General features: G+C 62.7%; 18 protein-coding genes. 9 read left to right on the top strand and 9 right to left on the bottom strand.

The window, feature by feature from the left end:
• Positions 1-178: 178 nt before the first annotated feature.
• Positions 179-3952, bottom strand: a complete 3774-nt coding sequence (metH, locus tag DMO26_RS12785) for a methionine synthase (protein WP_117192741.1) — start codon at positions 3950-3952, stop codon at positions 179-181.
• Positions 3953-4144: 192 nt separating this feature from the next.
• Between metH and DMO26_RS12780 the strand changes: the two genes are divergently transcribed.
• The gene (locus DMO26_RS12780; protein ID WP_117192457.1) at positions 4145-5413 is read left to right on the top strand and encodes an AGE family epimerase/isomerase; all 1269 of its coding nucleotides are present in this window, start codon (positions 4145-4147) and stop codon (positions 5411-5413) included.
• 189 nt (positions 5414-5602) lie between these two features.
• Positions 5603-6088: an MgtC/SapB family protein gene (locus tag DMO26_RS12775; protein ID WP_117192456.1), complete on the top strand. Its 486-nt coding sequence runs from the start codon at positions 5603-5605 to the stop codon at positions 6086-6088.
• 3 nt (positions 6089-6091) lie between these two features.
• On the opposite strand, the gene DMO26_RS12770 is transcribed toward DMO26_RS12775, so the two are convergent.
• The 3 genes from DMO26_RS12770 to DMO26_RS12760 all read right to left on the bottom strand — a co-directional run bounded on the left by DMO26_RS12770 (position 6092) and on the right by DMO26_RS12760 (position 13132).
• Positions 6092-9016 carry a hybrid sensor histidine kinase/response regulator gene (locus DMO26_RS12770; RefSeq protein ID WP_117192455.1) on the bottom strand — a complete coding sequence of 975 codons (2925 nt, stop codon included), beginning with the start codon at positions 9014-9016 and terminating at the stop codon, positions 6092-6094.
• A 171-nt stretch (positions 9017-9187) separates the two neighbouring features.
• Positions 9188-11371, bottom strand: coding sequence for a putative bifunctional diguanylate cyclase/phosphodiesterase (locus DMO26_RS12765; RefSeq protein WP_117192454.1), 2184 nt, complete (start codon positions 11369-11371; stop codon positions 9188-9190).
• A gap of 219 nt (positions 11372-11590) precedes the next feature.
• Positions 11591-13132: a UbiD family decarboxylase gene (locus tag DMO26_RS12760; protein WP_117192453.1), complete on the bottom strand. Its 1542-nt coding sequence runs from the start codon at positions 13130-13132 to the stop codon at positions 11591-11593.
• A gap of 160 nt (positions 13133-13292) precedes the next feature.
• Here DMO26_RS12760 and DMO26_RS12755 point away from each other — a divergent pair, with 160 nt between their 5' ends.
• The 5 genes from DMO26_RS12755 (at position 13293) to DMO26_RS12735 (ending at position 17883) form a co-directional block, all read left to right on the top strand.
• Positions 13293-14273 carry a Bug family tripartite tricarboxylate transporter substrate binding protein gene (locus tag DMO26_RS12755; RefSeq protein WP_117192452.1) on the top strand — a complete coding sequence of 327 codons (981 nt, stop codon included), beginning with the start codon at positions 13293-13295 and terminating at the stop codon, positions 14271-14273.
• A gap of 271 nt (positions 14274-14544) precedes the next feature.
• Entirely contained in the window at positions 14545-16062 is a 1518-nt protein-coding gene (locus DMO26_RS12750) for a PAS domain-containing sensor histidine kinase (RefSeq protein ID WP_117192451.1), read from the top strand.
• Positions 16049-16666 (top strand): response regulator FixJ, encoded by a 618-nt coding sequence (gene fixJ / locus DMO26_RS12745; RefSeq protein WP_117192450.1) that lies wholly within the window; start codon positions 16049-16051, stop codon positions 16664-16666. The genes DMO26_RS12750 and fixJ overlap by 14 nt, the downstream gene beginning before the upstream one ends.
• A 115-nt stretch (positions 16667-16781) precedes the next feature.
• Complete coding sequence (locus tag DMO26_RS12740; protein ID WP_117192449.1) at positions 16782-17123, top strand: DNA-binding transcriptional response regulator; 342 nt, start codon at positions 16782-16784, stop codon at positions 17121-17123.
• Between the two features lie 106 nt (positions 17124-17229).
• Positions 17230-17883 carry a helix-turn-helix domain-containing protein gene (locus DMO26_RS12735; RefSeq protein WP_117192448.1) on the top strand — a complete coding sequence of 218 codons (654 nt, stop codon included), beginning with the start codon at positions 17230-17232 and terminating at the stop codon, positions 17881-17883.
• A 323-nt stretch (positions 17884-18206) separates the two neighbouring features.
• Here DMO26_RS12735 and DMO26_RS12730 read toward each other — a convergent pair whose 3' ends face one another.
• The 5 genes from DMO26_RS12730 to DMO26_RS12710 all read right to left on the bottom strand — a co-directional run bounded on the left by DMO26_RS12730 (position 18207) and on the right by DMO26_RS12710 (position 23376).
• Positions 18207-18950, bottom strand: coding sequence for a copper homeostasis protein CutC (locus tag DMO26_RS12730; protein ID WP_117192447.1), 744 nt, complete (start codon positions 18948-18950; stop codon positions 18207-18209).
• Positions 18951-19970, bottom strand: coding sequence for an ROK family protein (locus DMO26_RS12725; RefSeq protein WP_117192446.1), 1020 nt, complete (start codon positions 19968-19970; stop codon positions 18951-18953).
• Entirely contained in the window at positions 19967-20833 is an 867-nt protein-coding gene (locus DMO26_RS12720; protein WP_117192445.1) for an ABC transporter permease, read from the bottom strand. The genes DMO26_RS12725 and DMO26_RS12720 overlap by 4 nt, the downstream gene beginning before the upstream one ends.
• Entirely contained in the window at positions 20833-21753 is a 921-nt protein-coding gene (locus tag DMO26_RS12715; RefSeq protein ID WP_117192444.1) for an ABC transporter permease, read from the bottom strand. The genes DMO26_RS12720 and DMO26_RS12715 overlap by 1 nt, the downstream gene beginning before the upstream one ends.
• A gap of 84 nt (positions 21754-21837) precedes the next feature.
• Positions 21838-23376 (bottom strand): ABC transporter substrate-binding protein, encoded by a 1539-nt coding sequence (locus DMO26_RS12710; RefSeq protein ID WP_117192443.1) that lies wholly within the window; start codon positions 23374-23376, stop codon positions 21838-21840.
• 136 nt (positions 23377-23512) lie between these two features.
• Between DMO26_RS12710 and DMO26_RS12705 the strand changes: the two genes are divergently transcribed.
• Positions 23513-24655, top strand: coding sequence for an ROK family transcriptional regulator (locus DMO26_RS12705; protein ID WP_226951282.1), 1143 nt, complete (start codon positions 23513-23515; stop codon positions 24653-24655).
• Positions 24656-24680: 25 nt separating this feature from the next.
• Positions 24681-26117, top strand: coding sequence for a M81 family metallopeptidase (locus tag DMO26_RS12700; protein WP_117192737.1), 1437 nt, complete (start codon positions 24681-24683; stop codon positions 26115-26117).
• Positions 26118-26707 lie beyond the last annotated feature (590 nt).

Genomic DNA, 26707 nt, shown 5'->3' with positions numbered 1-26707 from the left:
ACACTCCTGCCGTCATCCTCGGGCTTGTCCCGAGGATCTTAGCCAGTCCAATACGATCAGCGCGAATAGATGCTCGGGACCAGCCCGAGCATGACGAGAAATTTTTGGGTCGAGCAAAAAACGGAAAGGGCGCCCGAGATGCCCGTTCGTTGTTTCGTTGCCGACCCCGCCCGCTGCCTTACGCCGCGTCGTCCACCACATCCTGCTGAGAGGAAGGCGTGTAGTTCAGCACGGGGCCGAGCCAGCGCTCGACCTCCTCGATCGCCATGCCCTTGCGCCTGGCATAGTCTTCGACCTGATCGCGTTCGACCTTGGCCACCCCGAAATAATAGGATGCCGGATGGCCGACATAGAGGCCGGAGACGGACGAGCCCGGCCACATAGCGTAGCTCTCCGTCAGTTCCACGCCCGTCGCCGCGGTCGCATCGAGGAGCCGGAACAGCGTCGCCTTCTCCGTGTGGTCGGGCTGGGCCGGATAGCCCGGAGCGGGACGAATGCCGCCATAAGCTTCGGTAACCAGTTCTTCGGCGGAGAAATTCTCGTCGGGCGCATACCCCCAGAACTCCTTGCGGACCCGCTCGTGCATGCATTCGGCGAAGGCTTCGGCAAAACGGTCGGCCAGCGCCTTGACGAGGATCGACGAATAGTCGTCGTTCGCCCGCTCGAAGCGCTCCGCGATCGCCACCTCCTCGATGCCCGCCGTGACGACGAAACCACCGACATAATCGTCGAGGCCGGTCGAGAGCGGCGCGACGAAGTCCGACAGCGCCACGTTCGGACGACCGTCGCGCTTCGAAAGCTGCTGACGCAGCGTGAAGAAGGTCGCAAGCTCTTCTGCGCGGCTGTCATCGGCAAAGAGACGGATGTCGTCGCCCTCCGCATTGGCCGGCCAGAAGCCGATCACCGCCCGCGGACGGAACCAGTTTTCGGCGATGATCTTCTCCAGCATCGCCTGTGCGTCGGCATAGAGCTGGCGCGCGGCCTCGCCCTGCTTCTCGTCTTCGAGGATCGCCGGGAAACGGCCCTTCAGCTCCCAGGTCTGGAAGAACGGCGTCCAGTCGATGTATCTGGCGAGTTCCGCCAGATCGTAGGTCTCGAAAACCTTGGTGCCGAGGAACTGCGGCTTGGTGGGCTTGTAATCCGACCAGTCGAGCTTTTCGGCATTGCCGCGAGCCCGTGCGATCGAAAGGCGGGTCTTCTCCGCCTCCGACCGGGCATGCGCCGCAGCCACCTTGGCATATTCCGCCCGGACGGTGCTGACATAGCCCGCCTTGGCATCCGGCGACAGCAGCGAGGAGACCACGCCGACGGCACGGCTCGCATCGTTGACATAAACCGCCTGGCCGCGATCGTAACGCGGATGGATCTTGACGGCGGTATGGACACGGCTGGTGGTGGCGCCGCCGATCAGCAGCGGGATGTCGAAACCCTGGCGCTCCATCTCCGAGGCCACATGCGCCATCTCGTCGAGCGACGGGGTGATGAGGCCGGAAAGCCCGATGATATCCACCTTTTCGGTGACCGCCGTCTCGAGGATCTTCGTCGACGGCACCATGACGCCGAGATCGATGATCTCGTAATTATTGCAGGCGAGCACGACACCGACGATGTTCTTGCCGATATCGTGGACGTCGCCCTTGACGGTCGCCATCAGCACCTTGCCGGCCGATTTTCTCTGGTCGCCGCCGTTCAGCCGCTTCTCTTCCTCCATGTAAGGCAGGAGCACGGCGACGGCCTGTTTCATCACGCGGGCGGATTTCACCACCTGCGGCAGGAACATTTTTCCCGATCCGAAGAGATCGCCGACCACGTTCATGCCGGCCATCAGCGGACCTTCGATGACGCTGAGCGGCCGGTCGGCGATCAGTCGAGCCTCTTCCGTATCCGCATCGATGAACTCGGTGATGCCGTTGACGAGCGCATGCGAGAGGCGTTTTTCGACCGGCCATTCGCGCCAGGCGAGGTCCTTTTCCTTGCTCTCCTTGTTGCCTGCACCGCGATAACGCTCGGCGATTTCGAGCATGCGCTCCGTCGCGTCGTCACGGCGGTTCAGGACGACATCCTCGCAGGCCTCGCGCAGCTCCGGCTCGATGTTTTCGTAGATCGCCAGCTGACCGGCATTAACGATGCCCATGTCCATGCCCGCCTGGATGGCGTGGTAAAGAAACACGGCATGCATCGCCTCGCGCACCGGCTCGTTGCCGCGGAACGAGAAGGATAGGTTCGAGACGCCGCCCGAAACATGCACCAGCGGCATCTTCTCGCGGATCGTCTTGGTTGCCTGGATGAAAGCGAGACCATAGGCGTTATGCTCCTCGATACCGGTCGCCACCGCGAAGATGTTCGGATCGAAGATGATGTCTTCCGGCGGGAAGTCCGCCTCCTCCGTCAGGAGCTTGTAGGCCCGCTCGCAGATCGCCACCTTGCGCTCGTAGCTGTCCGCCTGTCCCTGCTCGTCGAAGGCCATGACGACGACGGCCGCACCGTAGTTGCGCAAGAGCTTCGCCTGGGCGATGAACTTCTCCTCGCCCTCCTTCATGGAAATCGAGTTGACGACCGCCTTGCCCTGGACGCATTTGAGGCCCGCTTCCATGATCTCGAATTTCGATGAGTCGAGCATCAGCGGCACGCGGGCGATATCAGGCTCTGCAGCGATCAGATTGACGAACTCGACCATCGCCTTCTCGGAATCGATCAGGCCTTCGTCCATGTTGATGTCGATGACGGCGGCACCGTTTTCCACCTGGTCGCGGGCGATCGCCAGCGCGGCCGTGAAATCGCCGGCGGTGATCAGCTTGCGGAATTTCGCCGAACCCGTGACGTTAGTGCGCTCGCCGACGTTGACGAACGGCACGTCCTTGGTGAAGACGAAGGGTTCGAGGCCCGAAAGCGCCATGAACGACTTGTGTTCCGGCACTTCGCGCGGTCCGAAAGAGGCGACGGCATCGGCGATGGCGCGAATATGCTCCGGCGTCGAGCCGCAGCAGCCGCCGACCACGTTGACGATGCCTTCCTCGGCAAAGCCGCGGATCTGGCGCGCCATGTCGTCCGGCGTCTCGTCGTAACGGCCGAATTCGTTGGGCAGGCCGGCATTCGGATAGGCCGAGATGAAGGTGTCCGCGACGGCAGACAGTTCCTGCAGATGCGGCCGCATGGCATCGGCGCCGAGCGCGCAGTTGAGGCCGACCGTGAACGGCTTGGCATGCCGCACCGAATACCAGAAGGCCGACGGCGTCTGACCGGACAGCGTGCGGCCGGAAAGGTCGGTGATCGTTCCGGAGATCATCACCGGCAGATGGATGCCCTTCGCCTCGAACCGCTCTGCGCAGGCGAAGATCGCCGCCTTGGCGTTCAGCGTGTCGAAGATCGTCTCGACCAGGATGATGTCGGCGCCGCCGTCGATCAGGCCGTCGAGCTGTTCTCCATAGGCAAGGCGCAGGTCGTCAAATGTCACTGCCCGGTAACCGGGATTGTTGACGTCGGGCGAAATGGAGGCGGTGCGGTTGGTCGGGCCGATGGCGCCGGCGACGAAACGGCGGCGTCCGTCTTCCTTTTCAGCCCTGAATGCCGCGCGCCGCGCCAGCCGCGCGCCGTCGCGGTTCAGGTCGTAGACGGCATTCTCCATCTGATAGTCCGCCTGGGCGATGCGGGTCGAGGAAAACGTGTTGGTCTCGATGATGTCGGCGCCGGCCATGGCGTAACGATAGTGGATCTCCTCGATCGCCTGGGGCTGCGAGAGGATGAGCAGGTCGTTGTTGCCCTGCTGGTGGCAGGCGCAACCGGCGAAACGATCGCCGCGGAAATGATCCTCGTCGAAACCGAGACCCTGAATCTCGGTGCCCATGGCGCCGTCGATGACCAGGATGCGTTCGCGCGCCGCAGCCTTCAGCGCGGCCAGGATCTCCGCGCCATCACGCTTGGCGGCTTCGGGACCAAACAGTTCGTCGAACATGACACGCCCTTCCATCGTTTCGATTTCCCTCAATAACCGCATAAAGATATCTTTATGTCAATATATAACCTTCCATCTCGCTCAGATAAGCCTCTGGCAGATAATCGATTTAAAAATGCCGATGACAGGCAACGGACCGGACGTTATAGCCGTTCTGAGTAACGTACCCACCCCGACGATTCCGAGGTTTTCATGAGCGATGACGGTCAGACTGCGGCCACCACGGGGCCCCATTGGGCGAACCTTCCCTACCATCGAGGCTGGCTCATGGATCAGGCGAACGGTCTGTTCGACTTCTTCCAATACCGGGCGATGAATCCGAAAGGCGGCTTCTTCGATCTCGACGATCAAGGCAACCCGCTCGGCGGCGCCAATCCAGTTCGCGGCATCCACGCCTCGGCCCGCATGGTTCACTGTTATTCGATCGGCTATCTTCTCGGCCGCCCCGGCTCGGGCGACATCATCGACCACGGCATGCGATACCTTTGGGAATGCCATCGCGATGCGGAGCATGGCGGTTATTTCTGGCAAGTGAATGACGAGGGCGCCGCCGACCCCAACAAGCAGGGCTACGGCCATGCCTTCGTGCTGCTTGCCGCCGCCTCCGCAAAAGTCGCCGGCCATCCGCTGGCCGACCGGATGCTGGCCGATATCACCGAGGTTCTCGAAACCAGGTTCTGGGAACCGAAGCACGGCGCGATCGCCGAGGAATTCGCCCGCGACTGGTCGCCGATCGACGGCGGCGGTTATCGCGGCCAGAACTCCAACATGCACCTGACCGAAGCGCTGATGGCCGCCTACGAGGCGACCGGCGAAACCGCCTATCTCGACAAGGCGGAAAGCATTGCCGACCTCGTCATCCGCCGCTCCGCTGGCAGCGTCGGTTTCCGGGTTGCCGAGCATTTCGATCCGGACTGGTCGATCGACAAGGATTATTACCATCCCGACGAGATGTTCCGCCCGGCCGGCACCACGCCCGGCCACTGGCTGGAATGGTCGCGCCTCGTCCTGCAGCTCTGGTCGCTCGGCGGCCGGAAGCACGCCTGGATGCCGGAAGCCGCCAAGGCGCTGTTCGTTCAGTCCATGTCACTCGGCTGGGACAAGCAGAAGGGCGGCTTCTTCTACACGCTCGACTGGGCCGACAAGCCTGCCAAGGTGAGCAAGCTCTGGTGGCCGATGTGCGAGGCGGCGGGTGCCGCCCACTTCCTCAACGAACTTCTGCCGGCCGACAGCTTTTACGAGGACAGCTACCGGCTGATCTGGGGCACGATCGCCAACCGGTTCATCGACCATAGGAACGGCGGCTGGCACGAGGAATTGACGGAAGACATGGCCCCGGCCCACACGCTCTTCCCCGGCAAGGGCGATATCTATCACGCGCTGCAGGCCTGCCTCATCCCGCTCTTCCCCGCGACCGGCAGCCTGACCAGCGTCATCGTCGAGGCGGAAGGGCGTTTCTAGAAGCATGTCGCGCAAAGGTGTGTAGCGGTTTTGCGACAGCGACTTGCGTGAAACAAGAACCTGAATCGCGACAAGCGAATCTGATGGATTGCGACACGCATCTCGTTTCCGCGTCGGTCGAGGAGGGAACCATCCGAACCGGGATCAGTTTCCGCTGTCACAGCTTTGTAACAGCGAAATGTCGAGACTATGCTGAACGCCCTTGCCGATGAGTTTTCCTACCATGCCCCGGTGGCGATTGAAGTTCTGCTGGTGAGATTGACCGGCGCCGCAATCCTGTGCGGATTGATCGGCCTGGAACGGGAATACAACAAAAACGCCGCGGGCCTCCGGACCAACATGCTGATCGGACTTGCCGCCGCCGTCTTCACCCTGGTCGGCGTGCAGATCATGCATGAATTCGGCAACCAGCCCGACACCGTGCAGATCGACCCGATCCGCCTCATCGAAGCCGTCACTGCCGGCATCGCCTTCCTCGCGGCGGGCGTCGTTTTCCAGATGCGCGGAGACGTGAAGGGGTTGACGACCGGCGCCAGCATGTGGCTATCCGGAGCAATCGGCCTCTGCGCCGGGCTCGGCATGTGGATCGTCGCCATCGCCGCCACCGTCTGCGGCATCGTCATCCTGTGGCTGCTGCGAAAGACGCAGGTTGCGGCCGGCCTCAAGGACGAATGACGCTCAGGAGGCCGGGCGTGTCACCATGGCCCGGATGCGGTTGACGAGCTGTTCGTAATCATAGGGCTTGATGATCAGCGCCGCCTGCGCAAAATCTTCAGCGCCGGGCACGTTGCGGTCGCCTGTCGCGAATATCACCGGCAGGTCCGGGAATGTCTGCCGCATCTTCACCGCAAGCTCGAGCCCGCTCATCTCCGGCAAATGCACATCGGTGACGAGGATGTCGAGCGGTTGTCCGCCCGCGGCGTCGAGCGCTTCGCCGGCCGATCCGGCCTCGACGACGCTCATGCCGGAATCCTGCAGGAAATCGGCAGTCGAGATGCGGATCAGCGCCTCGTCCTCGACCAGGAGCACCGAGATCGGCTGATCCGGCATGGGGGGCGGCTCCGCGGCTGCGGTCGCGGCCGGCGCAACCGGAACCCGTTCCGGCCAGCGCGACGACATTCCTTCCCGGCTCTGCTCTATGGCCTGCCTGATCTTTCGCGCCAGCGCCTCGCGGGTATAAGGCTTGCTCAGCAGATTGACGCCCGGATCGAGCCGACCGCCATGCACGATCGAATTCTCCGTATAACCGGAGGTGAAAAGGACGCCGAGATAGGGCAGCCGCTCCTTGGCTTTCTTGGCAAGATCGCTGCTCTTCAAGCGGCCGGGCATCACGACGTCGGTAAAGAGAAGATCGATCGGCACGCCGCTTTCGATGATCGCGAGCCCGCTATCGGCATCCCGCGCCCGCAGCACGCGATAGCCGAGCTCGGCTAACAGGCTGACCGTGATTTCCCGAACCGCGTCGTCGTCCTCGACGACGAGAATGGTCTCGCTGCCGCCAGATGCAGGTCCGCTCTGGCTCTCGGCAATCGCATCCTCCTCTTCCACGGAACGCGGCAGATAGATGCGCACCGTGGTTCCGTTGCCCGGCTCGCTGTAGATCTTGATATGGCCGCCCGACTGCTTGACGAAACCATAGACCATGGAAAGGCCGAGACCCGTGCCCTTGCCTTCCGGCTTGGTGGTGAAGAACGGGTCGAAGACCCTTTCCAAGACGTCGGCCGGCATGCCGACGCCGGTATCGGTCACCGCAAGCATCACATACTGCCCCGCCTCGACATCGAGAATATGCCGGGCATAGGCATCGTCCAGCACGGCGTTGCCGAGTTCGATCGTCAGCTTCCCCTGACCGTTCATCGCGTCACGGGCATTGATCGCCAGATTGAGGAGCGCGTTTTCGACATTGCTCGGATCGACCTGCGTGTTCCACAGCCCTCCGCCGACGATCGTGTCGATCTCGATCGCCTCGCCGAGGCTGCGGCGCAGCAGGTGATCCATCTCGCGGATCAGCCGGCTGAGATTGATCACCTTGGGTGAAAGCGGCTGACGCCGGCCGAAGGCCAGGAGCTGGGAGGCAAGCCGCGCCCCGCGGGAAGCGCCGGCAAGCGCGCTGTTCAGCCGCTTCTCGGCGAGCTCGTTGCCGGCGACCTCGCGGCCGAGAAGCTGGAGGTTGCCGGTGATCACCTGCAGAAGGTTGTTGAAGTCGTGTGCGATGCCGCCGGCCAGATTGCCGATCGCTTCCATCTTCTGGCTCTGGCGAAGCACTTCCTGCGTCCGTTCCAGCTCGATCGTCCGTTCTTCGACGCGATGGCCGAGCGTCACGGCGAGATTGGACAGCTGGGTTTCGGTCTGCTTCTGCGCATCGATATCGGTATTCGTGGCGACCCACATCGTGATCTCGCCCTCGGCATTCTTGATCGGCACGGCGCGGGAGAGGAACCAGCGGTAGACGCCGTCGTGGCGCCGCAGCCGGATCTCCGTCTCCAGGAGATCGCCTTTCTTCAGCGCCTCGCCCCAGGCTGCTGCGAGGCGCGGAGAATCGTCGGGATGCAACATTCCCGATGGCCGGTTCCTGTCGAAATAGAAGGACTCCAGGCCGCTATAGGAGAAGATCTGGTCGTTGCACCATTGCATGCGGCCGTCCGGGGTCGCCGTCCAGACATGGGTCGGCATCGCCTGCGCCATCGTGCGGAAACGGTCCTCGTTGTCGCGGGCCGCTTCCTGCGCCCGGCGCAGCTCGGTCACATCGTGACCCTGCACGAAAATCCCCTCCACCATTCCGTCACGGTTGCGGATCGGCTGGTAGACGAAATCCAGATACCGCTCCTCCGGCTCCTGGTCTTCACGCGGCTGAAGAAAGATGCGTGCGCCGTGCGCGCTGTAGGGAATGCCCGTCTTGTAGACCTCGTCGAGCAGTTCATAGAACCCCTGCCCGGCAATATCGGGCAGAGCCTCGCGCACGGTTCTGCCGATCAGGTCCTCGCGGCCGACCAGCTGCCGGCAGGCCCTGTTGGCGATAGTGAAGACATGCTGAGGTTCGCGCAGCACGGCCATGAAGCCCGGCGCCTGCTCGAACAGCATGCGCAAGTATTCGCGCTCCTGCTCGAGGGCGATGTTCTGTCCCGCCACCGCGTCGGCGCGGCGCATGAGGTCGGTATGCATCTGCAGCATGTTGCCGCCGGTAAACCGGGTCCGCAGCAGATGGATCTCGGTCACATCGACGGTATGCTGCAAGATGAAGGCGGTCTGCCCCGCCTCATCCTTGAGCGGCGTATGCGTGGCGCTCCAGTACCGATCCTCGATTTCCCCGTTCGGCCCGGCGATCGGATAGGGGATGAGCGGCAGGTGATCCACTTCGCCATGGGAAAGGACCTTGGCGAAGGACTGGCGCAGAAGTCGTCCGGGAACCGATTCCGGATCGCTCGGAAAGGCCTCGAACATCGGCCGGCGGAGGAGTTCTTCACGCGTGCGGTGCGTCACCGCGAGATAAGCATCATTCATCCCCACGAGCCGCAACTCCCGGTCGAGAATGACATAGGGGTTGGGCGAGAGATTGAAGAGTTGGTCCAGATCGATGTCGGAAAGCTCCGTCAGTCGGAACATGCTTCGTCCCTGATGCCAATACGCCATCAGGTTATAAGCTTTCCCTCTCCATTGACAATTGAAATCAGGGGCGTCCGGGAAAGTCCCGGTGGATTATCTCATTATTCTAAAAAACATCTAACGTCGCGTTTTTGCTTCCGCTTCCGGAGGGGCCGCAGGCCGGCCAACGGATTACGAGGTGCCCGACCGCAGCCTGCGGCGTGGCTGGACGAAGAGCTGCGAGACCTCTTCGGCCGCCATCGCCCCGCCGTAGCGATACCCCTGACCGGCCTCGCAGCCCATGAGACGAAGTGCCTCTTCCTGCTCCGGCGTCTCGATGCCCTCGGCAACCGTTTCGAGCCCGAGTTCGCGGCTCAGCATGATCAGCGTACGGGTGATCGCGGCGTCCCTGGGCTTGGTCAGAAGGTCGCGCACGAACCCTTTGTCGATCTTCAGCGTCGTCAGGGGATAACGCTGGAGCGATCCGAGCGAGGCATAGCCGGTGCCGAAATCGTCAAAGGCGATGCCGACGCCAAGCTCGCGCAGCGCCTGGATCGTTTCGAGCGACTGGTCGTCGTCGTTGAGAGTGATGGTTTCCGTGATCTCGATTTCCAGAAGGCGGGGATCGAGATCGTAACGGGCGATGAGGTCGGCGACGACCTGCGGCAGGTCGCCGGCCTTCACCTGCGCCGGGAAGAGATTGACCCCCATCTTGACCGGCGGATACCCCTCGGCCTTCCAGGCGGCCAGCTGGCGGCAGGCCTCGTCCAGCACCCAGAAACCGACATCGAGCGCCACCGAACTCTGCTCCAGAGCCGGCAGGAAGGCACCCGGCGTCAGCAGGCCCCGCTGCGGATGCCGCCAGCGGATCAGCGCCTCGACGCCGAATACTTCGCCGGTCTCGATGATCACCTGGGGCTGGTAGTGCAGCACGAGTTCCTGTCTGTCGAGCGCGCGCAGCAATTCTTCCCGAAGAGCCCGCCGCGCCATCGTCTCGTTGCGCATGGCCGGCTCGAACATGCGCACGACACGACCGCCGGCCTGCTTGGCGCGATAGAGCGCAAAATCCGCGCTGGCGATCAGTTCGTCCGCATCCGCCCCGTGCCCGGGAGCGAGCGAGAAGCCGACGCTGGCACCCACATGGAACGTATGGCCGGCCACCTCGAAGGGTTTCTTGAACGCCTCGATCACCGTCACGGCGACTTCGTGTGCAATGCGAGGATCCCCGGTTCCGGGAAGGAGGACCGCAAATTCATCGCCGCCGAACCGCGACATTGTCGCATTGCGGTCGAGCACCGCCGGCAACCGCACGCCGATCGCCTGCAGGAGGGAATCGCCGACCGCATGGCCCAGCCGGTCGTTGACGTCCTTGAACCCGTCCAGATCGAAGAGCAGCACCGCAAGCGGCCTGCCCTGCCCGAGTTCCTCGCGCAGCAGGTCTTCGAATCGAAACCGGTTGCAGAGGCCCGTCAGCGTGTCCTGGCTTGCGAGCCTCAGCAGCCGGACGTCGCGGTCGCGCCGCTCGGAAATATCCTTGATGATGGCGCCGATGCCGACGCCGCGCTCGTCCTTCCAGATCGACAATGCCATCTCGATCGGGAATTCCGTGCCGTCCTTGCGGCAGGCGGAAATTTCGACGGTCTTGCCCTTGAGCCTCGACGTTCCGCCGGCCGCGACCCGCGCCAGCCCGGCATTGTGGGCAGCTCTGAAGCGCTCCGGGACGATCAGGTTCAGCGAACTGCCGATCATCTCCTCAGGGGTGAAGCCGAACATGGCGAGCGCGGCCTGATTGACGAACTCGATGCGCCCGGTCGGATCGGCGGTGATGATGGAGAGATCGGTGGCATCGGCAAAATTCGCGGCCGTCGCCTGGGGCAGGCCTTCACGGCGCAGCTCCATCTGCTCCATCACCATCGATGCGAGCCCGGCAAGCGTTCTCTTTTCCCGTTCCGAGAAGTGTTCGCGCACCCGCGTGTCGGCAATGCAGAGCGCACCGATCCGGTATCCATCGGGCGTCGTCAGCGGTGCCCCCGCATAGAACCGGATAAACGGCTCACCGGTGACGATCGGCAGGTCGGAGAAACGCATGTCGAGCTGCGCGTCCGGCACCACGAGCACCTCGTCGGTCCTGATCGTATGGTCGCAGAAGGATTCCGACCGGAGCGTCTGCTCGATTTCAAAGCCCGAGCAGGATTTGAACCACTGGCGATCTTCTTCGATCAGAGTGACGAAGGCCATGCGGGTGGAGAAAAGTTCCGAAGCAAAACGGCAGATGCGATCGAAACGGCTTTCGGCCGCAGTGCCGGCGATGCGATAGCGATCCAGGGCATGAAGACGCCCGCGCTCCGCAAACTCCATGCTGTCAGCGTAAGACATCTCTGCTCCAGTAACCGGCGGCTGCGCCCTCACCATAGAAATTCATCAATTAGAAAAACCATAACAACCCGACCCCAAGAAATGAAGGGTATTTGGCCGCAGGAATCATGGTGAACGGTTCGTGACGACCGGGAGACGATCCAGAACGAAACAGCCTCCCGGGCAGGACGCCCGGAAGGCTGCGTGAAATCGAGATCGATGTCCGATTTCGGGCATCGGTCATTTCGGAAGATAGTAACGGCCGCGTTCGTCGCGCTCCAGCCCGCTGGCCCGGAACGTGTCAAGTTCGCGGACCACTTCGCGGCCGTCGCGGCTGCCGACCGCGGCCATCAGTTCCTCGAAATGTTTCGGACCGTCCCTGAGCGCCGCTTCGAGCGAGGGGAAGCGCTTGCCGGGATAGGACGGAGCCTGCGGCGTCACCAGTTCCCAGCTCTGGGCATGCTGCATCGGCCAGGTCAGGTCGTAACCGGCCTTCGCCCCCGAACGCGCGCCATGCAGCGAGGGATCGAGCGGCGAGAGCCGCACGCCGGTGGCGATGACGAGGTCGCGGTCCGCCTGGAAGCGGGTGCCGAAAGCCCATTCCATCTGGCTGTCGTCGAAGATGTCGATATCCGGATCGACGACGAAGACGTTCTTGACGCCGACGGCGCCGAGAACCGCATAGAGCGCCGAGCGCGCCTCGCCCGGATAGGTCTGGCGGATGGAGAAGCGCATGCTCATCGAACCGCCGGCGGCGACCGGTGCATAGACGGCGACCGGCTGGCGCACGACGTCGCCGAGCGTCTTCCAGACATTCATTTCCATGCGCAGCGCTTCGAGATTGGACGTGTCGGTGAAATCCATCCGGTTGCCGGAAATCGTCGCAGTCTGGAAAAGCGCATCCTTCCGATGGGTGATGGCGGTGACATGGAAGACCGGATTGGTCTTCACGACGCCGTAGTAACCGAGATATTCGCCGTAAGGCCCTTCCTTCTCGACATAACCGCGCTCGTCGAAATAGCCCTCGATGACCATTTCCGCATCGGCCGGCACCATGATGTCGTTCGTCACGCATTTGACGACCGGCAGCGGCGCACCGCGCAGCGAGGAAATCAACTCGAGCTCGTCGACCGGCTCCTTCATGGTAGCCGAAACCATGTCGATCGGGTGGCAGCCGACCACGTAGGCGACGTTCAGACGCTCGCCGCGCTCGGAGGCCGCCATATACATGACGCGCAGGTCGCTCGGCGCGATCAGGTCGACACCTGCTTCCTGAGGCCCGCGCAGCATGAGACGGCGCATGCCGCAATTGTAGCGGCCGTCCTTCGGGTCGATCGTGTAGTCGATCGTCGCCGAGATGTAGGGCGCTCCGTCGAGCGCGTGCTGGACGTGAACCGGCAGCTTGAGGAGATCGGCATCGGCACCGGTCAGGACGACCTGCTGAACCGGGGCTTCCTCTCCGGAGAGCTTCACCAGTTCCGGCTTCAGCGACAGCCGGCGGCGCATTTCGCGCGCCACGTCGGCTGCGGGCACGCCGAAAGCCTTGGCGAGGCGGGAGCGGCTGCCGACGACATTGCCGACCAGCTGCTGGCCTTCCGGGCCGGCCTGTTTGAACCAGACGGCTTTCGGATTGTTCTGCAGGATGGCCGCGACGTCGGCGAGATCGACCTTCTCTTCCCGGATCTCCAATTCGTCGGCGCGGAGGCTCTCGACAAAATTCCGTAACCGAAAACGATCAAGATCGAGTGCGGCGGCGGATTTGGTGGTGGTGTTAAGGGTCATCTTTCCTCTCCCCGATGGCGCGTTTCCTGCGGTGGGTGTTTTCTATCGCAGATCAGTTGATTAAATCAAATATAATTATACAATGTTTCATCAGGTCGCATCGGGAGGCGCGACCGACCAGCGTCCGTCGCAGACCGGGTCATTCCATGGGAGGGTTTTCATGCAGAATATCACGCGTCGATTCATGCTTGCCGCATCCGCTGCGCTCGCCGGCAGTGCCTTCGGCCTGTCGCCGGCTGCGGCTCAGGCGAATTATCCGAGCCAGACCATCAGCTTCATCTGTGCGTTTCCGGCCGGCAGCGGCGCCGACGTCATCGTCCGCTATTTCGCCGAAAAGATCGCCAAGCTTTCCGGCGCCACCATCATCGTCGAAAACAAGCCGGGCGCCGGCGGCAACATAGCGGGCCAGTACGTAACCCGCGCCAAGCCGGACGGCTACACGATCTTCTTCCATACCGGCAGCGCGGTTGCCGGCAACATGCATATGTTCAAGAACCCGCCCTTCGACGTGGTGAAGGACCTGCAGGTCGCCGCGACCGTCAACAAGCAGCCGCACATGATCGCCGTTCCGGTGTCGAGCCCGATCAAGACGATGAAGGAACTCACCGAATTCCTGAAGAAGGAAGGCTCGAACGCCAGTTACGCCATCAACAACACGTCGGGCAAGGTTCTCGCCGCCATCTACAAACGGGAAGCGGGCCTCGATACGGTGGAAGTCTCCTACAAGAGCAGCGCCGACTCGATGAACGACATCATGAGCGGTGCAATGGCATTTGCCGCCCAGGACCCCGTCTTCTCCCTCTCGCAGCTCCGCGAAGGCCGCTACCGCCTGCTCGCGGTCAGTTCAGCCAAGCGTATCCCCGGCGCTCCGGATGTCCCGACCATGACCGAATCCGGGTACCCGATGGACCAGGTCGGCTGGTTCGCAATGATGGTTCCCTCGGCCACGCCGAAGGAAATCGTCGACAAGATCAATGGCTGGACCAAGGAAGTCCTCGCCCAGGAAGACGTCAGGAAGTTCGTCACCGATCAGGGCGGCGACGTTTTCGTCAGCACCCCGGAAGAAGGACAGGACTACCTGAGGAAGGAAGTCGCCGCCTGGGCGAACTATGTCAAGATCGCCAACATTCCGCAGCAGTGACGCCGACCGCGAATCGTCCTGCTCCGCATGATCGGGCCTCATCAACCGAAGCGGCGCCGGTGCGCCGCTTCTTCCGCCCAAAAGATCAAGAAAGTTGAACCCTTATTTAAGTAATCGAGCAAAAGCATGTGCATTCTATGCGTGCAACCGCTTCCACCATTGGACGTTGTGTCCTGCATCGTGCTAGAAACGCATTCCAGCACAGGCTGTCGGGTCTCATATGGACGAACGGAAGGGATTTTCTGAAAGCGGTCAGCGGCGGATGAGCATTATGAACACGCAGGTGATCGCCGATAGAATAGATAAGGTCATCCAGTCTTTCTTGAGTCGTCGGTTTTCTGCCGCCGAGGTCTATCTTATTGCCTTTGCCAGCGTGCTGGTCGCCTTCCTGTTGCGTCTTGCCGTTTATGGCCTGGTCAGCGGCCGGCCGATATTCATCTTCTTCATGCCGCCGATTCTCATTGCCGCCGTTATCGGCGGCATGCGTTCGTCTCTTTTCGCCGTCATTCTTTCGCTGCTTACGATCTATGGGATCAGGGAGGCTTCGCCTGAGGGCGCCATATCTTCGGAAATGGTCTCCATAGGGATCGTCGGGGTGATCGTGGCCCTGATCGGCCAAATCCTTCATTCCGCCCGCAAGGCAATCGAGCGGGCCCAGGCCAGGGCGGAATCCCGGGAGGCACATCTCCGCTCCGTCCTTGATACGGTACTGGATGCCAGCATCGTCAGCACCAAGGACGGCACGATCATCTCCTTCAACGCCGCCGCCGTCAGGCAGTTCGGTTATACCGAGGAAGAGGCAATCGGCCAGAACCTGCGGATGCTGATGCCCGAACCCTATCGCAGGGAACACGACAACTACCTGGAGCGCTATCTGAGAACCGGCGAAAAGCGGATCATCGGCACCGACCGCGTCGTCGTCGGGCGCCGCAAGGACGGCTCAACCTTTCCGATGAAGCTCGCCGTCGGCGAGAGCCATTCCGGCGGCGAGGTCTTCTTCACTGGCTTTGTGCGGGACCTGACGGAGCGCCAGGAAACCGCCGCCCGCCTGCAGGAAATCCAGGGGGAACTCGCCCGCCTCGCCCGCCTCAACGAAATGGGCGAGATGGCCTCGACGCTGGCTCACGAGCTCAACCAGCCGCTCTCGGCGATCGCCAACTATGTCCACGGCTGTGCCCGGCTCCTGCGCGATATGGACGAGGCGCTGGCGGTCCGCATGCGCGAGGCCCTGGAGGAGACCGCCAACCAGTCGCTCCGGGCCGGCCAGATCATCAAACATCTGCGCGAATTCGTGACCAAGGGCGAAACCGACAAGGCGCCCGAGAACATCCGGCGGCTGATCGAGGAAGCCGGCGCGCTCGCGCTTGTCGGTTCCCGCGAAAAAGGCGTAAGGGCGGTTTTCGAATTCACCCCCGGACCGGAAATCGTGGTTGCCGACCGAATCCAGATTCAGCAGGTCCTGACCAACCTGATGCGCAACGCGATCGAGGCGATGCGTGATTGCCCCCGCCGCGAACTCGTCATCCGGACGGTCCAGGAAAACGACGACATGCTGGCCGTGATTGTCCAGGACACAGGGCCCGGCATCGCAGAAGAGATCGCCGAGCAGCTTTTCAAGCCCTTCGTCACCACCAAGGCGGGCGGCATGGGAATAGGCCTTTCGATTTCAAAACGCATCGTCGAAGCGCATGGCGGAGAGATGACGGTGTCGCGCAATGCAGCTGGCGGCGCCACCTTCCGCTTCACGCTTCCGATAGACAAGGAGGAGCGCGAGAATGCAGACGGGTGACTATACGGTCCATGTCGTCGACGATGAGGAACCGGTCAGGAAGTCGCTCGCCTTCATGCTGACCATGAACGGGTTTGCCGTCCGCATGCATGAAACGGCGTCGGCCTTCCTGCAGTTCGCACCGAGCATCCGCAACGGCGTGCTGATAACCGACCTGCGCATGCCGGACATGACGGGCGTCGAGCTCATCCGCCGGTTGACGACGACCCGATTGAACGTACCGGCCATCGTCATCACGGGCCACGGCGACGTGCCGATGGCGGTGGAAGCGATGAAGGCCGGCGCGGTCGATTTCATCGAGAAGCCTTTCGAAGACACGGTGATCGTCGATGCAATCCAGCGGGCGGCCCTGCTGCTTTCGGACAAATCCGTGGAGACCGACGACACGGCAGAGGTGCAGATACGCCTCGAAAGCCTGAGCGACAGGGAGCGACAGGTGCTGTCCGCCGTCGTCGCCGGGTTGCCGAATAAATCGATCGCCTATGATCTCGACATAAGCCCCAGGACGGTCGAGGTCCATCGGGCGAACGTCATGGCCAAGATGAAGGCGAAGAGCCTGCCCCAGCTCGTCCGGATGGCGATCGCCGCCGGTTTCGGCCCCTAATATTCTTGCAGATTATTTGGGATTTCTTGATCTAGAGCAAAGCGGACGTCCTTTTTGAGGGCTAGACGAAGGTTTCAAGCGAACGTTCAACCGCCTTACTCGCGCGGAAATTTTTGTGCAGTCACCTTCAAAACATATCGTTGTCATTGCGCCGGACCTCGGCCTCCGGCAATCGCTGACGTTTGCGCTTGAAGTGGAAGGATACCAGGTCGAAGCCTACGAAACCTGGCGCAAATGCCGCCACTCGGCCCTCCCTGCCCTATGCATGATCATCGACGATCAGGTCCTGCGCTCCAGCGATGCGCGGCAGTGCCTGCGCAATTCAAGCCACGCGGTCATCCTGCTCACCGACGGCATTTCCCCGCCCATCCTGGAAAATCCCGGCCTGACCCTCATGAAGCCGTTTGACGGCGCCGAGCTTCTCAGCCTTGTCAGGAAGTTGGCTCTGACGGCCTGAGGCCGGCTGGCGCCTGCCGCTACGTAAATCCCCCTAGTGATACAACCGAATTTCTCCCACCCACGTCTTGAGGCATCTTGAGATCACAGCAAGGGGAGAAAGTCAGATGCAGACCGCAACCGCTTATGCCACCGACAGGGCGCTCGCTCCGAGTCAGCCGATGGCGATCTCCTCTCCGACCGCTGGTTTCCCGCGGTCGCATTCGGTGACCACCTTCAATGCGGGTGCGGAAATCTACGCTCCCGGCGACAAGGCCGGCACATTCTTCCAGATCGAATTCGGCGCCGTGCGCATACACCGCCTGCTGTCGGATGGACGGAGACAGGTTATCGCCTTCCATCTGGCTGGAGAGACTTTTGGGTTCGAGGCGGACCGGACCCATAGCTTCTTCGCCGAAGCCATTATCCCGACCGGGCTGCGCGCCCTCAGCCGCCCGGCCAACGACCAAGCCTCCCCGGAGCTTCTGGTTCTGGCGCTGCGCGGAATGCTGCGCGCCCAGGAACACATTCTGATGATCGGCCGCCAGACGGCGGTGGAACGGATTTCCGGCTTTCTCCTCGACATGGCGGAGCGCCAGGGCGGGCTGGAATATTTCGACCTGCCGATGACCCGCCTGGACATCGCCGATTATTTGGGCCTGACGATCGAAACGGTGTCGCGCGTTTTCGCGAAACTCCGTTCCGCGGGCCTTATCAAACTGCGGAGCATTCGCTGCGTCGAAATCAAGAAGCTCGAAGCACTCCGCAGCCACTGCGCATGAAGCATGAAATGATCGTAAGTGCATGACATGAAATGACATCCGGCGGGAATGCCAGTGATCGCCCGGATGAAGTGCCTATCGTAATACCGAAATATCCCATCATTCTCCTCCCGGACCACCTGCGGCAGGTCGTATCCCCCTCACGACCTGCCGCAAAGTCCTCTTCCAAAATATCCCCTATCCGGAGCGGCTCGCCGAACTCGACGCGATCATGGCCGCGATCGAGACGCGCAACGGCCGGCTTGCCGGAGAGCTTTGCGTGAAACGGATGGAACGGCTGCGGACGGTGTCGTCAATCTGATCGAGCGGATGGAAGCGGCCGCCTAGGATGGCCGGCGGGCGGCGCCGATCTCATCGAGCAGGCCGCGCATCCGACGCACGATCCCGCTGTCCGTCGCGTAGGAAACGGGCGCCTGGAAGCCGAAGGCGATCGCCCGCTGGTCGGTGCTTTCGACAGGCCTCCGGCACGAACTGTGAACTTCGTGCACGCCGGTCTCACCCACCATCCGCGCGACCGTCGAGAGGTTGATGCCGCCGCCCGGCATGATCGAGACGCGATCCCCTGCCCGCTCGACGAGCTGCCGGATGAGATCGATGCCCTCCGGCCCCGTCACCTTCAGCCCCGACGTCAGCACACGCTCGACGCCGAGATCGATCGCCTGTTCGAGCGCCTCGAACGGATCCGGCACCAGATCGAAGGCGCGATGCAGCGTGACGCCGAGCCCCTTGGCATGGTCCCTCAGCCGCTTCAGCATCGGCAGGTCGAGCGTCATGTCGGGCAGGCTCGCGCCGATCACCACGCCGGCGAGCCCAAAGGCCCGGGCCGCGTCGATATCGGCCAGCATGGCGGCTTCGTTGTCGGTATCGAAGATGAAATTGCCGGCGCGTGGCCGGATGATAGCATAGACCGGGATCGGCGCCCTGGCCGCCAAAGCCATCATGCCGGGCGGCGGCGTCAACCCGCCGAGATCGAGCGCCGCGCAGAGTTCGATGCGGTTCGCGCCTCCGGCGATTGCCGCGGCAACCCCTTCGGGACTATCGACGCAGACTTCCAGCAGAATGGACATTCAGCCTCCCTTGCGGCCGACGGCGGCAACATCTTCCGCGCCACCGGCGCCGCTCTGGTGGCCGAGCACGGCCGCCCCCACCAGCCCGCCATCCTCCTGACGCAGCGCCGGCACGACCAGCGGATGGCCGAAACGGTTGAGGATGCGCTTCCGCACCGCCCGGTCGAGTGCATCGATCAGCGGCGTGACGGAGGCGAGCCCGCCACCGACCGGCACGATCGAGGCACCGGTGACATTGACCGAGAGCGCCAGCGGATCGGCAATCAGTTCGAGATAGACGGCAACGGTTCTTGCAGCCCGCGCTTCGCCCGACTGCCAATTCTCCAGTATCCGGTAGCTCGTCTCCTCGCATCCGTGCAGGAAGGAATGCAGCCTCTCGATGCCGCGCGCCCCGCCGATCGTATCGACGCAGCCCGATTGCCCGCAGCCGCAGGAAAAGCGCGGAACATGCAGCGTTTCGCCATCGAGTTCGACCGTCGTGTTGAGGATAGGTCCATGGCCCCACTCGCCCGTGACGCCGCCGGCGCCGCGCACCAGCCGCCCATCGATCGCCAGCCCGCCACCGATACCGGTCCCCATGATGGCGCAGAAGACGACGGAGTGGCCACGGCCCACACCTTCATTGGCTTCGGCCAACGTCAGACAGTCGGCATCGTTGGCAGCCAGCACCGGCCGGCCGAGGATTGCCGCGAGTTCGTCGCCGATCCGCCGCCCGGTGATGCACGGGATGTTGGCCGAAGTCGCCACGCCGTCGCGCGGATCGATGAGGCCCGCAATCGACAGCGCCAGCGGCGATGCCGGAGCGCCGGCATGTGCATTGCTCTCGATCAGGGCGGAAAGCGAATTCGCGAGCTCCTCCCAGCTCGCAGCCGGCGTCGCGACCTTCTCGAGCGGCACCAGGGCACCCGGGGCCGGCGACACGGCGAACTTCATGAACGACCCGCCGATATCCACGCAAAAGACCGGTTTGGCAGAATCCGTCTGGCCTGTCGTGCGAGATGTCGGGGCAAGAATGCTCATCGGCGCGGATCCAGGAGGTCGCGCAGGCCATCGCCCAGAATGTTGAAGCCGAGCACCGTGATCATGATCGCGAGGCCGGGGAAGAGCGACATCCAGATGTTGAGTCCCAGATAGTTGCGGCCGTCGCTCATCATCGCACCCCATTCCGGCAACGGCGGCTGGGCGCCGAGGCCGAGGAAGGAAAGGCTTGCGGCCGACAGGATGACTGTGCCTGCGGTCAGCGTCGACTGGACGATGATCGGGCCGATCGCGTTGCGCAGGATATAATGGGTCATGATGCGCCGCCGCGAGATACCGAGCGAATGGGCCGCCTCCACATATTCCATGTTTTTCAAGCCCAGCGTCAGGTTTCGGCTGAGGCGGGCATAGACCGGCACAGAGAAGATCGCAATGGCGATCAAGAGATTGATCAGGCTCGTGCCGAGCACGCTGACGATGAGGATGGCGAGCACGATGCCCGGAAAGGCGAACAGGATATCCATCGTCCACATGATCGCCTGATCGACGTAACGGCCGCTCATGCCCGACAGGATGCCGAGCGGGACGCCGACGAGAACCGCCAGCCCGACGCTGAGCACCACTTCGATAAGTGAGATGCGCGCGCCGTAGATGACGCGGGTGAAGATGTCGCGGCCGTTGTCGTCCGTGCCGAACGGATGCGCGAAGGACGGCGGCTCCATGGTCGCAAGCAGATCCTGCACGTAAGGGTCGGCGGGCGCGATGAACGGTGCGAAGATCGCCGCCAGCACGATGATGCCGACCAGGAAGCCGCCGAGCGCCACGCTGCGATGGCCGTTGACCCAGCGCAGCGCCTTGAGAACCATCGGCCGGCGTGCGGCGTTATCGGTCTCGATCGATGCCATCAGTCGAACCTTATCTTAGGATTGAGGACGGCGATCAGCAGTTCGGCCAGGAAATTCATCAGGACGACGCCGGTGACCGCGACGAGCGTCACGCCCTGGATGACCGGATAATCGCGATATCGCACCGCATCGACGAGGAAGCGGCCGATACCCGGCCAGTTGAAGACGGACTCGGTGACCACAGCCCCGCCCATCAGACTGCCGAAATTCAGCCCAACGATGGTGATGATCGGGATCAGCGCGTTTCTCAGCGCATGGCTCCAGTAGATCTTGCCGGGCGCAACACCCTTGGCATAGGCGGTCCTGATATAATCCTGGCTCATCACCTCGATCATGCTGGAGCGCGTCATGCGGGCGATGACGGCGGTCGGCAGCACGGCAAGGGTGATCGACGGCAGGATGAAACTCTTCCAGGACTGGGCGCCGAGCAGCGGCAGCCAGCCGAGCTGGACGGAAAACGTGTTCATCGCCATCAGCGCCAGCCAGAAATTGGCGATAGACGCGCCGGCGATCGCGAGGATCATCACCGCCTGATCCGGCCAGCCGTGCCGGTAAATGGCGGCGATCATGCCCGCCGGCACGCCGATACCGATGGCGATCAGATAGGCGGTGATGGCAAGCCCGATGGTGAAAGGCAGACGCTCGGCGATTTCGGCCGTCACTGGCAGCTTCGACTTGATCGATAGGCCCAGATCGCCCCGCACGGCATCATAGGCAAACGATGCATATTGCTCCGGCAGGCTGCGGTCGAGATCGAGCCGCGCCGTCATGGCGTCGACCGCTTCCTGCGTCGCTTCCGGCCCCGCCATCAGCCGCGCCGGATCGCCCGGCAGCGCGCGGATCGCGACGAAGACCAGCAGCGACACGCCAATCAGGATCAGCGGCAGGGCCAGCAGTTTCTTGACGATATAGGCTTTCATCCGCCCGCTATCTCTCGAGGCCGGATTGCCTCATCCACGAAAATAGAAAAAGGCGGGCGGATCGCTCCACCCGCCGCCAATGACTCACTGCTTCTTCGCTTCCTTGACGACGATCAGACCGCCCGGAATGACCCAGGCGCCCTTGACGCCGGCGCGCGTCGCAAAGAGGTCCTGCTTGGTATAGAGCAGCACATGCGGCGCCTGCTCGTTGACCAGCTTCTGGGCATCGACATAGATCGCGTTGCGGGCCTTCTCGTCGAGCGTCGAGGCCGCCTTGTCGATCAGCTCGTCGAGCTTGGCATCGGCGAAGAAGCCGAGATTGGCGCCGGCCGGGGATGCGCTCTTCGAGTAGTAGAGCGGACGGAACTGCAGGTCCGCGCCGTTGACGCCGGAAGACCAGGAGGCGATCGACGAACCGATATTGTCCTTCTCCTTGCCGGCCGGATCGAGGAAAGCCGCCTTCGACCAGACGCCGCCCTCCATCTTGCGGACTTCCAGCTTGACGCCAGCCTTGGCCCACATCGCCTGCAGCAGTTCACCGATACGGGCTTCCTGCTCCTGTACGATCGTGCTCATCGAAAAGCCGTCCGGATAACCGGCGTCCTTCAGGAGCTGCTTCGCCTTCTCGATATTATAGGTATAGGGCGAAAGCGACTTGTCGTAACCGGGCGTCACCGGAGCAAGCGGCGAGTTGGCCGGCGTCGCGAAGCCGTTCATGAACGCCTTGACGATGCCTTCACGGTCGGTCGCGTAGTTCAGCGCCTGGCGGACACGCACGTCGTCGAGCGGCTTCAGCTTGGTATTGAGCGAGACCCAGAAGACGGCGGAACCATCGGTGGTCGAAAGCTTCATCTCCGGGTTCGCCTTCACCTGCGCGGCGAACGCCGCCGGGAACGGGTTGATGACATCGGCGTCGCCGGTCTGCAGCGCCATGTTCATCACCGAGGGCTCGGCCGTCCAGGTCCACTTGATCTGATCCTCGCCCTTCGGCGCGCCGCCCCACCAGTCGGTGTTCTTGGCCTGGATCACGTATTCCCCGGACTTGTATTCCTGAAGCTTGTAGGGACCTGTGCCGACCGCCTTGGAGCCGATCGTGCCGGCCGCATCCGCCGTGGGACTGACCATCAGGCAGGGGCCGGTGGTCAGCAGCGCCAGGAAGGCCGGATACTGGGTCTTCAACTTGAACTGAACGGTCATCGGTTCGACGGCGGTGACGCTGTCGAGAAAGGTGCGCAGACGGCCGGAGGCGGCAAGGCCGCGCTTGGTGTCGAGATGACGGGCGAAGTTCTTGACCACGGCGTCGGCATCGAAAGCGGCGCCGTCATGGAATTTCACGTTCGGGCGCAGCTTGAAGGTCCAGACGAGGCCGGACGCATCCGCCGACCATTCGGTGGCGAGCGCCGGCTTCAGGGAGAGATCGGTATCGCGCTTGACGAGGCCCTCGTACATCGGGTCGAGCAGCGCCGCCGTATAGGTCGCGGTCTGGTCGCCCGGATCCATCGAGCGCGGCGCTTCGCTCTGCATCACGTTAAGCGTCGCTGCACTGGCCGCGAGCGGGAACACGAGGCTGCCCGCAACGGCACAGGCAAGCGCAAAATGACGGCTTTTCAGGAACATGGTCATGTTTGTTCACCCTTGGTTTTGTTGACGTGAAAGCGCTTTGAAGCGCCTTAGATCATTTTTATAATTTATTGGCGTTGATTTGTTCATTTTCTGAACTTAGTGTCAAGCCACATTCACAAACAGAAAAACAGCCGCCTTGAACGCTCTGCTCACCTCCTCCCAGCGCCAGCTCGTGCGCGTCATCAGCACATCCGGACCGCTCAGCCGGACCGAGATGGCGCAGATGCTGGGCCTGAGCAAAGCGGCGATGAGCGGCATCGCCCGCGAGCTGATCGACCTCGGCGTGCTGCACGAGACCGAGACGGTCTACGGCCAGGGCCGCCCGTCGGTACGCCTCGACCTGCATCCGGAATGCGCCTTCTTCGTCGGCATTTCGCTGCTCGAAGACCCGGCGCCGATGATCCTCAGCGATTTGAACGGCAGGATCATCGCCAGACGCGCCATGCCGCTGTCGCGCGATCCGAACGTCATCGCCGATGCGATCACCGAAAGCCTGCCGGATCTGCTGAAGGCGCATCCGGATGCCAAGGAAAAGCTCTCCGGCATCGGCGTCGCGCTGTCCGGCTTCGTCGACGAAACCCAGTCGAACTGCGTCCAGTCCACGCTTTTGAACTGGCAGGACGTGCCGCTGGCAAGGATCATCCGCGAACGTTCGGGTATCGACACCTTCATCGAAAACGACGCGAAGGCGGTCGCCGTCAGCGAAAAACTGTTCGGCAGCGCCCGCGAAATCCAGAATTTCAGCGTCGTCTCGCTCGGCGACGGCATCGGCTGCGCGCATTTCATCGACGGCAAGCTTTATCGCGGCAATCATGGCGGCGCGGGCGAAATCGCCCATTGCACCATCGAGCCCGGCGGCGCGCCCTGCCGCTGCGGCAAGCGCGGCTGTCTCGATACCGTTTCCTCCATGAAGGCGATCAAGGAAGTTTCGCGCGCCGAGGGCCTGGAGTGCACGTCGCTTTCCGATATCGAGCATGAAGCCTCTACGGGCAATGCCGCGGCGATCCGCATCCTCCACCGCGCCGGTTCGGCACTCGGGCTCGCAATCGCCAACCTCATCCAGATGAACGACCCTGGCATGATCCTGATCACCCATGTCGAAGGTTCGTTCGACGGCCTGTTCGGCACGGTGGTCAACCAGGCGATCGAAACCAACGTGCTGCCGCGTTACGCCGGCCAGACGCCCATCCGCATCAAGCGCGTCGACGGCGATGTCTGGGCGCGGGGTGCCGCGAGCATCGCGGCCCATAATTTCCTGATCGGTCCCAACTCCAACTGAGGTTTCTCTCTCAATGTCCAGGCCCTTGCGCATCGCTGTCGGCGGCATCCATATCGAATGCAGCACCTACAATCCGGTCCTGAACGAAGAGAAGGATTTTCGCGTCACGCGCGGCGAGGAACTGACCACAGCGCCGTACTTCGCTTTCCTGAAGGACTATGATGCGGAATTCCTGCCGACCATCCATGCCCGCGCCATCGCCGGCGGCCCGGTTGCCCGCGCCACCTACGACAAGTTCAAGTCGGAATTCCTGGAGCGCCTGAAGCCGCTCCTGCCGCTCGACGGCCTCTACCTCGCCATGCACGGCGCCATGTATGTCGAAGGCATGGAAGATGCCGAAGGCGACTGGATCACCGCTGCCCGTGAACTGGTCGGGCCGGATTGCACGGTGTCCGCCAGCTACGACCTGCACGGCAATGTCAGCCAGCGCATCATCGACGCGCTCGACATGTATTCCACCTACCGCACCGCGCCGCATATCGACGTCGAGGAGACGATGCGCCGCTCGGTGAAGATGCTCACCGAAAGCCTCAAGACCGGCGTCAAACCGATCCTCCTCTGGGCGCCGATCCCGGTCGTCCTGCCCGGCGAGCGCACCTCGACGGTCGATGAACCGGCAAAGAGCCTCTACGCCATGATGCCGGAAATCGACGCGATCGACGGCGTCTGGGACGCCTCGCTGATGGTCGGTTACGTCTGGGCCGACGAGCCGCGCGCCACCGCCGCCGCGATCCTGACCGGCACCGACCGCGCCGTGCTGGAGCGCGAGGCAAAGCGTGTCGCCAAGGCCTATTGGGATGCGCGAGAAGATTTCGTGTTCGGCTGCGAGACGGGCTCGATCGAGGAGTGTGTCGACAAGGCGGTCGCCTCGAAGACCGCCCCCGTCGTGCTCGCCGAATCCGGCGACAACCCGACCGGCGGCGGTGTCGGCGACCGCGCCGAGGTCCTCGCCGCCCTGATTGCCAAGAATGCCACCGGTGTCGTCTTCGCCGGCATCGCCGACAAGCCTGCGGCGGAGGCCTGTTATGCCGCCGGCGTCGGCGCGGAACTGGACCTCTCGATCGGCGCCTGGCTGGATTCGATCAACAGCAAGCCGATCAGGGTCAAGGCGAAGGTCAAGTTCCTGCACGAAACGACCGACCTCGCCGACCGTCAGGCCGTGGTCGCGATCGGCGGTATCGAACTCGTCCTGTCGGCAAAACGCCGGCCCTACCACAACATCGTCGACTTCACCCGGCTCGGCCTCGATCCGCATGGCGCAAAAATCATCGTCGTGAAATCCGGCTACCTTTCGCCGGAACTCGCGCCGATCGCCAACCCGAACCTGATGGCCCTGTCGACCGGCGTGGTCGACCAGTTCGTCGAACGCATCGGCAACGTGCGCCGCAAGCGGCCGATCTATCCGTTCGACAAGGGCTTTGCATATGAGCCGCAGGTGTTTCTGTCGGCGCGGTCCAAGTGACGGCACCTCTGGTTCTGTCGGACCTGTCGGCTCCGTACGGTTCCGACGATGAGAACGCTCCTCTCTCTTCCGTCATTCCTGTGCTTGTCACAGGAATCCAGCCGACGCGCGTCTGCGCGGCGAAGGGATCTTTTCAGTTCAAGAACAATGACTTGGGCTGACTGGACCCCTGTGACAAGCACAGGGATGACGGAGGGAAGGTTGGACCACGCCCGCGAGTCGGGGACGTTTTCGACACCCTCAAAAGATTCCTCTCAGATTATTCAATTACTTAGTAATTTCCCTCTTCCCCATCCATCCCCGCAACTCGGAAAGACCGCACAATCCTCCCGTCATCGGATGGGAAAACCGGGTTCGCGAACCGGTCGCATCTACGGGCTTGCAAACGCTCGGTTTCCGATGATGGTCGCAGAGGCGGACGACGAGGGCTGGGAAATCCTCCGAAGATCGCCGAAACGGTCGGGGCAGGCGGAAAGCCTGAATACACCATACCTTGAAATACCCCGCCTGCCCCATTCCCTCTTCAAGGGAAGAATGGATCATGCCAGCCAACCGCAGAGGCCCGTGCCCGTGCGGCCGAACATGCTTGC

Origin of the sequence: Rhizobium terrae (assembly GCF_003425685.1) — a bacterium.
Classification (GTDB): Bacteria; Pseudomonadota; Alphaproteobacteria; order Rhizobiales; family Rhizobiaceae; genus Neorhizobium; species Neorhizobium terrae.
Note: the sequence above shows the minus strand (reverse complement) of the source record. Positions and strands in the feature narration are given on the sequence as shown.